We start from the raw sequence: 15,121 nt of genomic DNA on the forward strand, positions 1-15,121 counted from the left end.
GACCTGCATGCCGTCGGGAAGATCAGCGTCGGCCTCGATGCCTCGGAAGTAGGGGTCCTTTGCCGTGACCAGCTCGGCACGACGGCCCGCTGTCACGTAAAGCTGACGCTCCGACACCATCGCGACACAACATCTGGGGGTGCCAACCGAACCCAACACAAGATGTATGCTCATGCTCGCTGCCGCCGCAGGGGAATCCGGTGCGAATCCGGAACTGTCCCGCAACGGTGTACCCATGCCCATATAGGCGCATGGGCGTCAGTCCGAGGACCTGCCGACAGCGCACCCCGGCCACCCGGCCGGTGTGCCCGACGTCCGGGCCTCGTGGAATGGGCCGGTGGACGCGACGCCGCGTGCGCTCGTGTGCTGCCCCCTGCCCTCGACGAGGCCCCCGTGCCGAGCGAGGGAGAGCCCCACGTGACCATCGCGCCAGCCGAACCGGTCTCAGCCGCCGAAGAAGAGCACGACGCCCCCGGTGCCGCGCTGTTGCGGACCCTGACGGAGCTGACCGCCGACCTCCCCGACGCCGATCCCGGCCGGGTCGCCGCCGCCGCGTTGCGCGGCCGCTCCGCGCGCGCGGACGAGCGGGAGTTGCGGGAGCTGGCGACGGAGGCCGCGGCCGGTCTGATCTCCGAGGACCCCGCCTACTCCCGGCTGGCCGCCCGGTTGCTGACCATCGGCATCCGCGAAGAGGCCGCCTCGCAGGGCGTCACGTCCTTCACCGAGTCCGTCGCGGTCGGCCACCGCGAGGGCCTCATCGCCGACCGGACCGCCGAGTTCGTCCGCGTCCACGCCGCCCGTCTCGACGCGCTGATCGACCGGGCGGCCGACGACCGCTTCGGATACTTCGGCCTGCGCACGCTGCACAGCCGCTACCTGCTGCGGCACCCGCACACCCGCAAGGTCGTCGAGACGCCCCAGCACTTCATGCTGCGGGTGGCGAGCGGCCTCGCCGAGGACGACACCACCCGCGCACTGGACGAGGTCGCGGCGCTCTACGGGCTCATGAGCCGCCTCGACTACCTCCCCTCCTCCCCCACCCTGTTCAACTCCGGCACCCGGCACCCCCAGATGTCGTCCTGCTACCTCCTCGACTCCCCCAAGGACGAGCTGGACTCGATCTACGACCGGTACCACCAGGTGGCCCGGCTGTCGAAGCACGCCGGCGGCATCGGACTCGCGTACTCCCGCATCCGCGCACGCGGTTCGCTGATCCGCGGCACCAACGGCCACTCCAACGGCATCGTGCCGTTCCTGAAGACCCTGGACGCCTCGGTCGCCGCTGTGAACCAGGGCGGCCGCCGCAAGGGCGCGGCCGCGGTCTACCTGGAGACCTGGCACTCCGACATCGAGGAGTTCCTGGAGCTGCGCGACAACACCGGCGAGGACGCCCGCCGTACGCACAACCTGAACCTCGCGCACTGGGTGCCGGACGAGTTCATGCGGCGCGTGAACGCCGACGCCGACTGGTCGCTGTTCTCCCCCTCGGACGTGCCCGAGCTGGTCGACCTGTGGGGCGAGGAGTTCGACACCGCGTACCGGGCGGCCGAGGCGAAGGGCCTCGCGAAGAAGACCCTGCCCGCCCGCGAGCTGTACGGCCGCATGATGCGTACCCTGGCGCAGACCGGCAACGGCTGGATGACCTTCAAGGACGCCGCCAACCGCACCGCCAACCAGACGGCCGAGCCAGGCCACGTCGTGCACTCCTCCAACCTCTGCACGGAGATCCTGGAGGTCACCAGCGACGGGGAGACGGCGGTCTGCAACCTCGGCTCGGTGAACCTCGGCGCGTTCGTGGCCGGCGGGGACATGGACTGGGAGCGGCTGGACGAGACCGTCCGCACGGCCGTGACGTTCCTCGACCGGGTCGTGGACATCAACTTCTACCCGACCGAGCAGGCGGGCCGCTCCAACGCCCGCTGGCGTCCGGTCGGCCTCGGCGCCATGGGCCTGCAGGACGTCTTCTTCAAACTGCGCCTGCCCTTCGACTCGCCCGAGGCCAAGGCCCTGTCCACCCGCATCGCCGAGCGCATCATGCTCGCCGCATACGAGGCCTCCGCCGACCTCGCCGAGCGCAGCGGACCGCTTCCCGCCTGGGAGAAGACCCGCACGGCCCGGGGCGTACTGCACCCCGACCACTACGACACGGAGCTCACCTGGCCGGAGCGCTGGGCGGCCCTGCGCGAGCGCGTCGCCACGACCGGCCTGCGCAACTCGCTGCTCCTCGCGATCGCCCCCACGGCGACCATCGCCTCCATCGCGGGCGTGTACGAGTGTATCGAGCCGCAGGTGTCCAACCTGTTCAAGCGCGAGACGCTGTCGGGTGAGTTCCTCCAGGTCAACTCCTACCTGGTGGACGAGCTGAAGCGGCTCGGCGTGTGGGACGCCCGCAGCCGGGAGGCCCTGCGCGAGGCCAACGGCTCGGTGCAGGACTTCGCGTGGATCCCCGAGGACGTGCGCGCCCTCTACCGCACGGCGTGGGAGATCCCGCAGCGCGGCCTGATCGACATGGCGGCGGCCAGGACCCCGTTCCTGGACCAGTCCCAGTCCCTGAACCTGTTCCTGGAGACGCCGACCATCGGCAAGCTCTCCTCGATGTACGCCTACGCCTGGAAGTCCGGGCTGAAGACGACGTACTACCTGCGCTCGCGCCCGGCGACCCGCATCGCCCGCGCCGCACAGGCCACTGTTCCCGTGCAGGCCACCCCGGACCCCGAAGCGGTCGCCTGCTCCCTGGAAAACCCCGAGTCCTGCGAGGCCTGCCAGTAATGAGCACCCAGAACCTTCTCGATCCCGGCTTCGAGCTCACCCTGCGCCCCATGCGCTACCCGGACTTCTACGAGCGCTACCGGGACGCCATCAAGAACACCTGGACCGTGGAGGAGGTCGACCTCCACTCGGACGTCGCCGACCTGGCCAAGCTGTCACCGGCGGAGCAGCACCTGATCGGCCGGCTGGTCGCGTTCTTCGCGACGGGTGACTCGATCGTCGCGAACAACCTGGTGCTGACGCTGTACAAGCACATCAACTCCCCCGAGGCGCGGCTGTACCTGAGCCGCCAGCTCTTCGAGGAGGCCGTGCACGTCCAGTTCTATCTGACGCTGCTGGACACCTATCTGCCCGACCCGGAGGACCGCGCCGCCGCCTTCGCGGCCGTGGAGAACATCCCGTCCATCCGCGAGAAGGCCGGGTTCTGCTTCAAGTGGATCAACGAGGTCGAGAAGCTGGAGCGTCTGGAGTCCAAGGCGGACCGCCGTCGCTTCCTGCTCAACCTGATCTGCTTCGCCGCGTGCATCGAGGGCCTGTTCTTCTACGGCGCCTTCGCGTACGTCTACTGGTTCCGCAGCCGGGGCCTGCTGCACGGCCTGGCCACCGGCACCAACTGGGTGTTCCGCGACGAGACGATGCACATGTCCTTCGCCTTCGACGTGGTCGACACCGTCCGCAAGGAGGAGCCGGAGCTCTTCGACGACCGGCTTCAGCAGGAGGTGACGGACATGCTCCGGGAGGCCGTCGAGGCCGAGCTGCAGTTCGCGCGCGACCTGTGCGGTGACGGCCTGCCGGGCATGAACACCGAGTCGATGCGGCAGTACCTGGAGTGCGTGGCGGACCAGCGGCTGACCCGCCTCGGCTTCGCTCCGGTGTACGGCTCCGAGAACCCCTTCTCCTTCATGGAGCTCCAGGGGGTTCAGGAGTTGACCAACTTCTTCGAGCGGCGGCCCTCGGCGTACCAGGTGGCGGTGGAGGGCACCGTCGACCTGGACGAGGACTTCTGAGCCGGCACCTCTTCGCGGGCCTCCTGGGCCTCCCTGATCTGGCGGTCGATGCGCCTGTCGCGCACCAGGCCGATCACGGACGGGAGGATCAGGAGGACCAGGATCCCGAAGGTGGCGGTCAGTCCGATCAGTGCTTCGATCTGGTTCGTGTTCATGGACACCACTGTCGCGCTGATGACTCCTTACCGTCAGTGGCAGTACTGCCGTAGACCCTCGAATTACTGCCAAGAGCGAGGCACACTGGACGCATGCTGCAGAACGTGGCCGTCGCCCTTCTCGACGGCGTGAACCCCTTCGAGCTCGGCGTGGTGTGCGAAGTCTTCGGCACCGACCGAAGCGACGAAGGCCTGCCGGTGTACGACTTCGCCGTAGCCTCGGCCGAGGGCCCGGTGCTGCGGATGAACTCGGGCTTCTCCCTCCAGGTCGAGCACGGCCTGGAGCGGCTGGAGACGGCCGACCTGATCGCCGTGCCGGCCGGCCAGAGCTACGCGTACCGGGACTTTCCGCCCGACCTGCTGGACGCCCTGCGCCGCGCGGTCGACCGCGGTGCCCGGGTGCTGAGCGTCTGCTCCGGCGTCTTCGTGCTGGCCGCGGCCGGGCTGCTGGACGGCCGCCGCTGTGCCACGCACTGGAAGCACGCCCAGGACCTCGCCCGGCAGTACCCGCGCGTGGTCGTGGAGCAGGACGTGCTCTACGTCGACGAGGACCCCGTGATCACCTCCGCCGGCACGGCCGCCGGGATCGACGCCTGCCTCCACCTGGTGCGCAAGGAGCAGGGCACCGAGGTCGCCAACAAGATCGCCCGGCGCATGGTGGTGCCGCCGCACCGCGACGGCGGCCAGGCCCAGTACATCGAGCGCCCGCTGCCGCTCCCCCAGGCCGACACGATCGGTGAGGTGCTGGCGTGGATGGAGCGGAACCTGGACGAGGAGGTCACCGTCGAGCAACTGGCCGCCCGCGCCCACATGTCCCCGCGGACCTTCGCCCGCCGCTTCCAGCAGGAGACGGGCACGACTCCCTACCGCTGGATCCTGCGCCAGCGCGTATTGCTGGCCCAGCGGATGCTGGAGGCGACGGACGAGACCATGGACGCGATCGCCGGCCGAACAGGGTTCGGTAACGCGGCCACCCTGCGCCACCACTTCGTCCGGTCGATCGGGACCACCCCGAACGCCTACCGGCGCACGTTCAGAGGCCCCGAAGCGGCCTGAAGCACGGCTCGGTCACCGCGCGACCGGCCGCACCAGCAGGTCGTGCGGCCGGAGCGTGATCCCCACCCGCGTGCCGTCCTTCGACCCCGCCACCTGCTCGAAGCGGTACCTGGTGGCCATCGCCGCCGTGATCAGCGTCAGCATGGCCATCGAGAAGTGGTCGCTCGGGCACTTGCGGTTGCCCACGCTGAAGGGGCTCATCGCGTGCTTCGGGATGTCCTTGACCCGGTCCGGAAGCCAGCGGTCGGGGTCGAACTCCAGGTTTCGCTCGTACGACCTCGGGTCGCGCTGGATCGCGTAGGGGCTGTAGATGATGTCCGCCCCGGACGGAATACGGTATCCACCGAGTTCCGTGTCCCGCACCGCCCGACGCGTCAGAATCCACACGGCGGGCCTCAAACGTATGCACTCGACCACGACATTGTTGGTGTGCCTGAGTCCTCGGACGTCTGCGAATGCCACCGGCCTCCCACCGGTGACGGCTTGCACTTCGTCGCGCACCCGGTCGGCATGTTCGGGGTGCTCCGCGAGCATATGCAACAGCCACATGATCGTGGAGGCGATGGTTTCGCTGCCGGGGGTGAGGATCGCGACGACCTGATCATGGATCTCCTGTTCCCCGATCGGGTCGCCATTGTCGTCCTTCGCCTCCAGCAATGCCGTCAGCAAATCGTCCGGCTTTTGACCGGATGCCCGGCGCTCGGCGACGATCTCGTCGACCAGGAGATGCAAATCGGCCAATGCCCGGTTGAATTCGCGGTTGGCCGGGAGCGGCAGGTTGTAGAGCGGCCCGAGCGGGACCACCATCCGCCGGTACATCCCCCGGAAGACGGTGGCGAGGGCGACACACAGCCGCTCGGCCCGCTCGTCCATGTACTGGCCGCGCAGCAGGCAGCGGGCCGCGACCCGCACGGCCACCCGGAAGGACTCGGAGGTGCAGTCGATCGTCTCGCCGGGTTTCCAGCGCTCGGTGAGCGCGTGGGCCTCCTCCTCCATGATCGGGCCGTAGGCGGGGATGGCGTCGAGCCGGAAGGCGGGCTGTATGGTGCGCCGCTGACGCCGGTGCCGCGGGCCGTTCGCCGTGGCCACGCCCTCCTTGCCGAGCAGGCCCTCCAGGGACTCCCACAGCGGCCCGGCGATGATGAAGTCGTTGCTCAGTGCCAGGGCGCCGGTCAGGTCCGGGGTGGTGACCGCGTACACCGTCTTCGGCCCGAGCTTCAGCCGCACGACGTCGCCGTGGTCGCGCAGCCGGGACATGAACGCCAGCGGGTCGCGCGCCAGCCTCCAGCCGTGCCCGAGGACCGGGACACCACCGCCCGCCCGGGGCGGCTCCCGCAGCTCCGCGGCCGGCGGGGTTTCGGGCTTCACAGACTCGACGGTCATTTCTCACCTGCCGCTTCGTTGTTGACGTACGGGGGCGTGGACCGGTCGTCCCAGCTGTCGACCATGTACCGGCCGGACTCGTGGTGGAACCAGTAGACGGAACTGAACCAGTTCCGCATATTGCTCAGGCAGGCCCGCACGGCGGCGCTCAGTTCCTTTCCCCGCACGGTTCCGTCGGCGAGGTCGTCGGCGAACCGTAAGGCTTTCTGCTCGGCGTCGAGGAAATCGGTGATGCTTTTCTCGACACGGCGCCGGACATCCGCGACCGCCTGTTCCAGAGTCAGCCCCTCATGAGTGATGAGACTGATTCCGAGATTGTGCACCTCGTCACCCGCTATCTCCTTGGGGAGCGAGCACAGATCGTTGTACCAGGCGGCGAATTCCTGGCTCAGCAGCGCCGCCTGCCGAAACGCCGGGTGTTTCCGTACGGCGTCGGGGAGCTCACAACCGGCGGCCGACTCCAGCAGGTCCGTCCATATCCAGTGGGCGAAGGTGAGCCGGCGCAGCCGGAGGTACTCCTCGACCGTCGGGACGATTCCCTGCGTGCGATTGTGGAACTCCCGGTTGTACGCGTCGATCACCGCGTGGAAGTGCCGGGCGAACCGGAGGTTCCACGTCTGGGGCAGGAACGCGTACAGCCGCAGCACGCTGTCCGCGAACCCGGCGACCAGTGGGTCCTGGTGGTGCAGGTGCTCCCGGGGGGAGTCGAGGGCCGAGTGCAGCCGGTCCCGCAGCAGCTGCCAGGCGGCGGGGCGGCCGTGCACGATGTCGCGGTCGTGACGGTCGTCCCAGACGAAGAACCACGCGCTGTAATCGGCGATCGCCTGCATGACCTCGTCCGAGGAGCCGATGTAGTACCCGGCCATGAGGTCGGTGTAGCAAAGGCCGTCGGCATATTCCTCCACCTTGTCCGCCGGCATGAGCCGCTTTTCGAGCAGCCATGCCCGGGTCCTCTCCTGGCACTTCGGCCAATACGGGTGGAGTTGCCGGGGAAACTCCGCCTCGATCACCGGGAGAGAGAGCGACGGTGGAACTGCGATCGTGACCGGTGTCGATGTGGTGCCGTGTGACAAAGCATGCACGAACTAACCCCTCTCAGACGCCAGTTGGCGCGGGCGCCCCTCCCTTCGTGCCGGGCGTGCGCCGTTGCATACCCCGCTCATCCCATTCAGCACTACAACTGACCGTTCTGGGAACGTATTTGCTTCATTCACCACCCCGCAGCGCCGGGAATCTCCCGTTGTGTGACTTCTCGCGGATCATCGGGAGAGCAGCAGCGGTCGAACGTGCGACGGACAGGCGAACGGCACAGAGGAACGGCGCCTGTTCAGGGTGGGAAACCCGAACAGACGCCGTGCGGCCGGTGGGGCCGAGGTCTCAGTCGTTGGCCACCACGGGGTAGCGGGGCTCGTTCTCGGCCATCTGGCGCAGGGCGTCCTTGCGCTCACGCTTGGAGAGCCGGTCGATGTACAGGTAGCCGTACAGGTGGTCCGTCTCGTGCTGCAAACACCGGGCGAAGTATCCGGTGCCGCGCACCCGGATCGGGTTGCCCTTCTCGTCCTGGCCGGTCACCTCGGCGTAGTCGGGCCGGGCGAGCGGGGCGTACGCGGTGGGCACCGACAGGCAGCCCTCGTTGCTGTCGTCCAGACGGCGCTTCTCGGCGGGCAGTTCGACGAGCTTGGGGTTGCAGACGACGCCGGTGTGCCGGACGCCCTCGTCGTCCGGGCAGTCGTAGACGAAGACCTTCGCGTCCACGCCGATCTGGTTGGCGGCCAGGCCCACGCCCTCGGCGGTGCGCTGGCTGGCGAACATGTCCGCGACGAGCTGCTGGAACTCCTCGCCGAAGTCGGTGACGTCCTTGCACTCCTTGTGCAGCACCGGGTTCCCGACCACCGTGATCGGCCGCGAGGTCCCCCGCTCCCGCCAGGCCGCCTCGCGCTCCTCGCAGTCCTCCGTGTCGATCACGTACCCCTCGTCATCGACGGGGAGCACGCCCGCACGCTGCTGATCGGTGTCCTGCTGAGCCATGACGTTACGCACGCCTTCCTGAAACTGACCGGGCTGAGATGCGATACAGATTACGCCGGTGTCGGACGCCCCATTTTTCTTGGGGGCGCGGGGAACTGCGCGATCAGCCCCCACGGCGCCGCACCCGTCGGACGACCTAGCAGACCTCTTCCAGATCCCGCCAATCCCGAGAATCCGGACTGTCGGCAACCCACCCGTCCAGCAACCCCCGAACCAGCGAAGCCGGCGCAGCCAAGCCGCACTCCCGCTCCGGCACCCACAGCTGCCCGTCCGTCCGGTGCCCCAGCGGCCCGGGATGCCCCGGCTCACTGTGATCATGCGGATCGAGATGCTCCCCGTCACCCTCGTCCGACGGCATACGCGACTCGGAACACATCCGGCACAGCAACCGCACGGAAGAAGACCAGTCCTCCGCGGCGAACCCGGCGTCCGCCGCAAGCTGCTCCAGCGCGTCCCGGTCCGACTCGGTCGCCGCCTCCAGCAGCACCACCCAGGTCGGCACCGGCGAGGGCGCCCACAGCTCGATCTCGTCGAACACCGGATACGTGTGCCCGGCGGCAGTCGTCCGCTCCCCGTGCGGCACTCCGTCGTGCAGGACGACCTCGCCCCAGCGCCGTCCCGACGACGGCAGCGGAATGGACAGCACCTCGATCCGCGCGGGATCCAGCCGCCGCCCCCACACGACCTCGGCCTCCCCCTCCGGGGACAGCCGGACGGCCGCGCTGCCGAGGTCCATGCCGAGGGGCTCACCGGAGTCGTTGGCCGCCCCCGGCACCCGCAGCCCGTAGGCCTGCCAGGCCCGCCGGGCCAGCGGCCAGTCCTGCAGCGCGGTCGCGGCGATGCCGACGTTCCACCAGTCGGGCGCGCCGGTGTCCCGGTCGAGCAGTGCCACGGCCCTGAGGCCGGCCGTCCGCGCCTGCTCCCAGTCGTGCCGGAACTTGTGCAGCAGCGCGAGATTGAACCAGGACTCGGAAAGCCAGGGCTCCAGATCGGCGGCACGTGTCAGCAGTGCGCCTGCGTCCTCGTACCGGCCGTCGCCGATGAGGGTGAACGCCCGGTCCGTGGCCTGCCGCCAGGAGGCGGAGGGCCGGTGCCGTCCCTTGCCGAAGATCCTCACGATTCCCGCCTGCCAGTTCCGTGCGGTGGGCTGGCCGTAGCTGTGTTTCGAGCCCCCGGACACCTTCTCCTTCGCATCCAACCACGTACGGCCTCGAGGGCGCTCATTACCCATGGGTTACCCAGCCACGGGCAGGGTCAGACTGCTCCTTGCCAGTACCCGGGCCAGTGATTCCACCACCTCCGGGGCGTACGTCCCGGAGGTGGCGAGCCGGAGTTCCTCCAGCGCCTTCAGCGGCCCGCCCGGCCCTCCTTCCCGGGACTTCTCCTCGTACGCGTTCACGGCCCGGACGATTCGCGCGGCGAGCGGCTGCTCGGCGTAGGGGTCGGCCTGCCGCTCCACGACCATGGCCACCGCCTCGTCGACGCCCGTCTGCCGTACGACGGCCCCGCCGAGCAGGGCGATCCGCCGCTGCTCCGCGGCCGGCAGCGCGGCGGTGGCGCCCGCGGGCACCGGGTCGACGAGGCTCAGCTGGCCGATGTCGTGCATGAGCGCGGCGTACTCCAGCACGGCCAGCTCGGGCTCGGTCAGCCCCAGGTCACGCCCCACCGCCTTGCTGACCGCGGCGACCCGCCGGGCGTGGCCGCAGGGGGTGTATCCGGCCACCTCGGTGGCCCGGGCCAGGGAGGCGATGGTCTGCCGGTAGGTCGCCCGGACGGCGGCGTAACGGCGGAACGACATCTGGGCGAGCAGCAGTGGCACGGAGAAGACGGGCAGCGCCCACAGCCCCACGACGGCGACCGCCAGCGCCATCACCGCCCCGGTGGCGATGACGGCGGACCCGATGCCGCACACGGCCCGCAGTTCGTCCCGCAGCACCGGCCCGAACGGCCAGCCGGTGCGGGTGTGGGCCAGGGCGGCGGCGAACACCGCGTCGCACAGCGCGGTCAGGGACAGCAGGGCGAGCAGCAGCAGGGCGTAGGCGGGGCCGCCCCAGTCGTCGAACATGCCCCGGTTGTAAGGGGGCTGGAAGCACAGGGCGACGAAGCCGACGGTGAGCACGCGGCGCGCCAGGTGATCGAGTGTGGGCCCCTGTCCGCGGGCGATGTGCGGGACGCTGCCGAGCAGCGAGGCGGCGAGCACCACGGCGACGACCTGGGTGGGGCCGTGATGGGTGGCCCGTCCGCCGGCCTCGCCGAGCAGGGCGTAGGACAGGGCCGCGGCGGCTCCGAGCGGTGCCGGCTCCCGGACCCGCGCGCCGTTGCGCCGGGTGAGCTCGCCGACGGTGACGAGGACGCCGAAGGCGAGGGCGACCCGGCGTTCCTCGAGGCCGTCGTAGAGGGTGACGGCGAGGGAGCCGACGGCGAGGAGGCCGGCGCAGGCGTGGACGAGGGTGAGGAGCGGTGGCGGCCGGTACGCGCTCATCGGTGTGCTCCCGGCCGGCTGGACAGGGGTGCGCCGGGCGGGGGCACACGTGGTGGGCGGGTCTCCTCGTCGTCGGCGGTCACCGCGGGGTGCCACCCCGTCCGCCCGACGGCTTCGACGAGAGCCGCGACCATCACCGGGTCGAACTGGCTGCCCGCGCACCGCTCCAGCTCCGCCAGGGCCACGGCGACGGGCCGGGCCCTGCTGTAGCTCCGGGTGGAGGTCATGGCGTCGAAGGCGTCCGCGACCGCCACGACCCGTGCGGACTCGGGGATCTGACGGCCCACCAGCCCGTACGGGTAGCCGCTGCCGTCGAGCCGCTCGTGGTGGTGCAGCACGGCGGCGCGGGCCTCGCCGAGGAAACCGATGCCGCGCACCATCTCGTGCCCGTACTCCGGGTGCAGTTCGATCACCCGCCGCTCCTCGGGCGTCAGTGGCCCGTCCTTCCTGAGCAGCCGGGTGGGCACCCCCAGCTTGCCGACGTCGTGCAGGATCCCGGCGAAGCGGAGCACCTCGACGCGCTCGTCGGCCATGCCCAGCTCGCGGGCGATCATCATGGAGGCCTGCCCGACGCGCTCGCTGTGACCGCGGGTGTACCCGTCCTTGATGTCGACGGCCTGCACCAGCGCCCGGATGGTCGCCTGATGGGCGGCGCGTTCCCGGTGGTACTGGGCGAACGCCCACCACGAGACGCACATGGGCAGCAGCACGAGCAGCGCGGCCACGGGCCCGTAAGGGCTGCGCCACAGGACGGCCATCATCAGCCCGGCGAGGCCGTGCACGGCGATCGGAGCGAGCGAGCGTGCCACCAGTCCCCGCCAGGCCCGCCGCACCGGCACCCGTTCCGCCACGGCCAGGATCCCGCCGTCGAGCAGCGCGAGCACCAGGCAGAACGCCAGCACGGCCGCCCCGGCCGGCCCGAGGGCGTACGGGACGTCGCCCGCGGCGACCGCGTCCGGCCCGCCGAGCAGCCGGTGCGTCCCGGCCGCGGCCCACACCCCGAGGACGAGCTGGGCGGCCCGCCAGACGCGTCGCAGCGCCACGGGCCGCTGACCGGCCTGCGAGAGCAGCGCGCCGGGCACGGCCACCAGCGCCGCGGCGGATGCCGGCAACAGAAAGGCACCGGCGAGCAGCACGGGGTAGAAGGTCCCGGCCGGGTGGCAGATCCCCACGAACCGGGACCGGGCGACGCGCTCGCATCCGGCGTACAACGCGGCGAGCAGCACGACCGCCCACCAGGTGGTGCGGGCGCCCGGCTGCGGCAGCAGGCAGAGCAGCGCGGCCGTGACGACACAGGCGATGTAGACACGTGCCCGTGCCGGTACCGCTTCCATGAGTCCCTCCCCGGCCAGGTCCGTCAGGGCCGGAGCCTAGGACGGCGGCAGGGGGGTCCACGGGCCGATAACCCGCGGATTAGCACGTTCGAGTGACGTGTTCGAGGGTGACTACCCGCGCAGAGGTGGGGTAGTTGAAAAGTGCAGGAGTGTCAGGACTCCCGCGGCGTGGCGGGGGAGGCCGTGACGTCCTGCTCGGGGACGGCCTGGCCGGAGCGGATCAGCTCGATCCGCCCCATGACCTTGTCCCGCAGGTCGCCCGGCACGTCGTCGTGCCCGCAGCAGCGCTTGACGAGCTTCTTCACGGCCTGCTCGAGCCCGTACTTCTCGAGGCAGGGCGAGCACTCCTCGAAGTGGTGCTCGAACTTCACACAGTCCGAGTCCGGCATCTCACGGTCGAGGAACTCGTAGAGATGATCGAGGATTTCGCTGCAATCCGTCTCGTGCGGCTCTCCGCAGCTCATGACCCCGAGCCTTTCGCTTCGTTCGACTCTCCGGCACCGGCCGGGACCATCCCGCGGTCACGGGCGTAGTCCTCCAGCATGCCGCGCAGCTGACGGCGGCCCCGGTGCAGCCGGGACATCACCGTACCGATGGGTGTGCCCATGATGTCGGCGATCTCCTTGTAGGCAAACCCCTCGACGTCCGCGAGATAGACGGCGATGCGGAACTCCTCGGGGATCGCCTGGAGCGCCTCCTTCACGTCCGAGTCGGGCAGGTGGTCGAGCGCCTGCGACTCCGCGGAGCGCAGACCCGTCGACATGTGCGACTCGGCGCGGGCGAGCTGCCAGTCCTCGATCTCCTCGGCCGCGGAGCGCTGAGGTTCGCGCTGCTTCTTGCGGTACGAGTTGATGAAGGTGTTGGTGAGGATCCGGTACAGCCACGCCTTGAGGTTGGTGCCCTCGCGGAACTGGTGGAAGGACGCGTACGCCTTGGCGTACGTCTCCTGCACCAGGTCCTCGGCGTCGGCCGGGTTGCGCGTCATGCGCAGCGCGGCCGAGTACATCTGGTCGAGGAACTCGAGCGCGTCCCGCTCGAAGCGCGCACTGCGCTCCGCGGCCGTCTCCGCGCCCGTGCCGCCCTGGCCCTCGGGCTGCTCCGCCTGGCCGTGTTCGGTCCCTGCGTCGGTCCCAGTGACCGGACCCACCTCCTCGAGTGTTCTCGTGAGACCGAGACCGGTCTCACCCGAATCGGAGGATAGACGACGATCCGGTCCGCCCGCCGCCCGAACAGGGGCGGTCTTCGCCGCGTGCAGCACCGTCCAGTCCAGGTCGGCGCGGCTGCTGCGGGTCGGGCAGATGGTCGAACCCATGCGGCGGACTCCCTCTCCTACGACGTCGGTGCTGGTCTCCAGCACGTACGTCCCGCACAACAGTGACCGCCGCCCCGGCATTCCCGAAGCTTTACCCGAGTGACCCGGCCCACTCCACGACCGCGTCCGTGATGACCGCCACGGCCTCTTCCTGCGAGATGTCCGCACGCTTCGGCACGGCGAAGCCGTGATCCCCGTACGGGACCTCCACGAGCTCGTACTCCCCGTCGGGGAACTCCTCCGGCTTGCCGAACGGGTCGTTCCCGCCCTGCACGACCAGGGTGGGCACACCGGAGCCCAGCAGCTCCTCGGCCCGGGACTTCTCCGGCTTGCCCGGCGGGTGGAGCGGGAAGCTGAGCGCGAGCACGGCGTGGGCGCCCAGTTCGACGGCCGTACGGCAGGCCACCCGGGCCCCGGCACTGCGCCCGCCGGAGACGACCGGCAGTCCGGACTTCGCCAGCGCGGGCCAGATGCCCCGCCATCCGGTGTCCAGCGTCTTCGGCGCGGGCGCCAGCTTCTTCCCCGCCACCCGCCAGGGCTGCTCCACGCGGGCCACGGTCACACCGTGGGCGGGCAGGACCTCGGCCAGGGCCACCAGGTCACGGGCCTCGATGCCGCCGCCCGCGCCATGGCTGACCGCGAGGACCAGCCGGGCCTTCTTCGCCTGGTGCCAGGTGATGCGGGCGGTTCCCGCGTCGGTCTCGACGGTCTCGGTCGTCGCTCCGGCCGCCTTCGTCACGTCGGTCACGTCGGTCACTTTCGTCACGTCAGAAGAGTGTGCCCTCTTCGGGCCCTTCCAGCTCCTTGAGCAGCTCCGGCCCGTTGTTGCGGACGTTGCTGACGGCGGTGGCGACCGGGTAGGCGCGCATCAGCCCGGACGGCGGCGGGGCGAGCAGCTCGCGCAGGTCGTCGGCGTCCGTGCGGGAGGGGTCCAGCCAGGCGTCCCAGCGGTCGGGCGTCAGCATCAGCGGCATCCGTGGGTGGATCTCGGCCAGCGCCCGGGGCCCGTCGGCCGGGGACACCGCGAGCGGGCTCTGCTCGGCCTCCGTGGTGATGACCGAGCACGTCACCCACCAGGCCTGCGGGTGGTCGTCCGGCAGCGTCTTGTCACGCCAGAACTCGTACAGCCCGGCCATCGCGAAGACCGACCCGTCCGCCGGTGTCACGAAGTACGGCTGCTTGCGCGGCCGCTTCTTCTTGCCCTCGACCTCCAGCTCGCGCTCCTGGGTGCCGGTGACCCACTCGTAGTAGCCGTCGGCGGGCAGGATGCAGCGCCGGGAGGTGAAGGCACGGCGGTAGGACGGCTTCTCGTGGACGGTCTCCGCGCGGGCGTTGATCATCCGGGCGCCGCCCTCGGGGGTCTTCGACCAGGACGGGACGAGCCCCCACTTCAGCGTGCGCAGCTGCCGAACCGGCCGCGGGTCGTCCGCGTCTTTCAGGGGGCGGTCCAGGACGGCGTAGACCTCTTTGGTGGGCGCCACGTTGTAGTCGGGCTCGAAAGCCTCCTCCGGCTCCCACTTCTCGATCTCAAAGATTCCTGCGAGATCCTCTGGCCTACGACTCGCTGAATACCGTCCGCACATACGTGCCACACT

General features: G+C 70.2%; 14 protein-coding genes and 1 riboswitch. Of the genes, 3 read left to right on the top strand and 11 right to left on the bottom strand.

The features are described from left to right. Positions 1 to 156 precede the first annotated feature (156 nt). A riboswitch (cobalamin riboswitch) is annotated at positions 157 to 293 on the top strand. Between the two features lie 124 nt (positions 294 to 417). Together ABT116_RS19400 and ABT116_RS19405 are read left to right on the top strand one after the other, a co-directional pair. Beyond that, positions 418 to 2,769 carry a ribonucleoside-diphosphate reductase subunit alpha gene (locus ABT116_RS19400; protein WP_351635007.1) on the top strand — a complete coding sequence of 784 codons (2,352 nt, stop codon included), beginning with the start codon at positions 418 to 420 and terminating at the stop codon, positions 2,767 to 2,769. Next, positions 2,769 to 3,776, top strand: a complete 1,008-nt coding sequence (locus tag ABT116_RS19405; RefSeq protein ID WP_351635011.1) for a ribonucleotide-diphosphate reductase subunit beta — start codon at positions 2,769 to 2,771, stop codon at positions 3,774 to 3,776. The genes ABT116_RS19400 and ABT116_RS19405 overlap by 1 nt, the downstream gene beginning before the upstream one ends. On the opposite strand, the gene ABT116_RS19410 is transcribed toward ABT116_RS19405, so the two are convergent. Further along, positions 3,689 to 3,931, bottom strand: a complete 243-nt coding sequence (locus ABT116_RS19410) for a hypothetical protein (protein ID WP_351635015.1) — start codon at positions 3,929 to 3,931, stop codon at positions 3,689 to 3,691. The genes ABT116_RS19405 and ABT116_RS19410 overlap by 88 nt on opposite strands. 93 nt (positions 3,932 to 4,024) lie before the next feature. Here ABT116_RS19410 and ABT116_RS19415 point away from each other — a divergent pair, with 93 nt between their 5' ends. Then, positions 4,025 to 4,987, top strand: coding sequence for a GlxA family transcriptional regulator (locus ABT116_RS19415; protein ID WP_351635019.1), 963 nt, complete (start codon positions 4,025 to 4,027; stop codon positions 4,985 to 4,987). A gap of 12 nt (positions 4,988 to 4,999) precedes the next feature. Here ABT116_RS19415 and ABT116_RS19420 read toward each other — a convergent pair whose 3' ends face one another. The 10 genes from ABT116_RS19420 to ABT116_RS19465 form a co-directional block, all read right to left on the bottom strand. Continuing rightward, complete coding sequence (locus ABT116_RS19420) at positions 5,000 to 6,370, bottom strand: bifunctional albaflavenone monooxygenase/terpene synthase (protein ID WP_351635023.1); 1,371 nt, start codon at positions 6,368 to 6,370, stop codon at positions 5,000 to 5,002. Further along, a complete protein-coding gene (gene cyc1, locus ABT116_RS19425) occupies positions 6,367 to 7,452 on the bottom strand; it encodes an epi-isozizaene synthase (protein WP_351635027.1) in 1,086 nt (361 codons plus the stop codon). Before cyc1 ends, ABT116_RS19420 begins: the two co-directional genes overlap by 4 nt. A gap of 295 nt (positions 7,453 to 7,747) precedes the next feature. Beyond that, positions 7,748 to 8,398, bottom strand: a complete 651-nt coding sequence (gene def, locus ABT116_RS19430; protein WP_104784983.1) for a peptide deformylase — start codon at positions 8,396 to 8,398, stop codon at positions 7,748 to 7,750. Positions 8,399 to 8,534: 136 nt separating this feature from the next. Further along, the gene (locus tag ABT116_RS19435) at positions 8,535 to 9,515 is read right to left on the bottom strand and encodes a tetratricopeptide repeat protein (RefSeq protein WP_351635084.1); all 981 of its coding nucleotides are present in this window, start codon (positions 9,513 to 9,515) and stop codon (positions 8,535 to 8,537) included. Positions 9,516 to 9,632: 117 nt separating this feature from the next. After that, a complete protein-coding gene (locus ABT116_RS19440; RefSeq protein WP_351635031.1) occupies positions 9,633 to 10,880 on the bottom strand; it encodes an HD-GYP domain-containing protein in 1,248 nt (415 codons plus the stop codon). Continuing rightward, positions 10,877 to 12,214 (bottom strand): HD-GYP domain-containing protein, encoded by a 1,338-nt coding sequence (locus ABT116_RS19445; RefSeq protein WP_351635034.1) that lies wholly within the window; start codon positions 12,212 to 12,214, stop codon positions 10,877 to 10,879. Before ABT116_RS19445 ends, ABT116_RS19440 begins: the two co-directional genes overlap by 4 nt. Before the next feature lie 152 nt (positions 12,215 to 12,366). Beyond that, a complete protein-coding gene (gene rsrA / locus ABT116_RS19450; RefSeq protein WP_234849268.1) occupies positions 12,367 to 12,678 on the bottom strand; it encodes a mycothiol system anti-sigma-R factor in 312 nt (103 codons plus the stop codon). Then, a complete protein-coding gene (gene sigR, locus ABT116_RS19455) occupies positions 12,675 to 13,361 on the bottom strand; it encodes an RNA polymerase sigma factor SigR (protein ID WP_189723136.1) in 687 nt (228 codons plus the stop codon). Before sigR ends, rsrA begins: the two co-directional genes overlap by 4 nt. A 256-nt stretch (positions 13,362 to 13,617) precedes the next feature. Beyond that, positions 13,618 to 14,292, bottom strand: coding sequence for an alpha/beta hydrolase family protein (locus tag ABT116_RS19460; RefSeq protein WP_502983900.1), 675 nt, complete (start codon positions 14,290 to 14,292; stop codon positions 13,618 to 13,620). A 1-nt stretch (position 14,293) separates the two neighbouring features. After that, positions 14,294 to 15,109 (bottom strand): SOS response-associated peptidase, encoded by an 816-nt coding sequence (locus tag ABT116_RS19465; protein ID WP_351635039.1) that lies wholly within the window; start codon positions 15,107 to 15,109, stop codon positions 14,294 to 14,296. Between the last annotated feature and the right edge of the window lie 12 nt (positions 15,110 to 15,121).

Origin of the sequence: Streptomyces sp. NPDC002130, from assembly GCF_040296465.1 — a bacterium.
GTDB lineage: Bacteria > Actinomycetota > Actinomycetes > Streptomycetales > Streptomycetaceae > Streptomyces.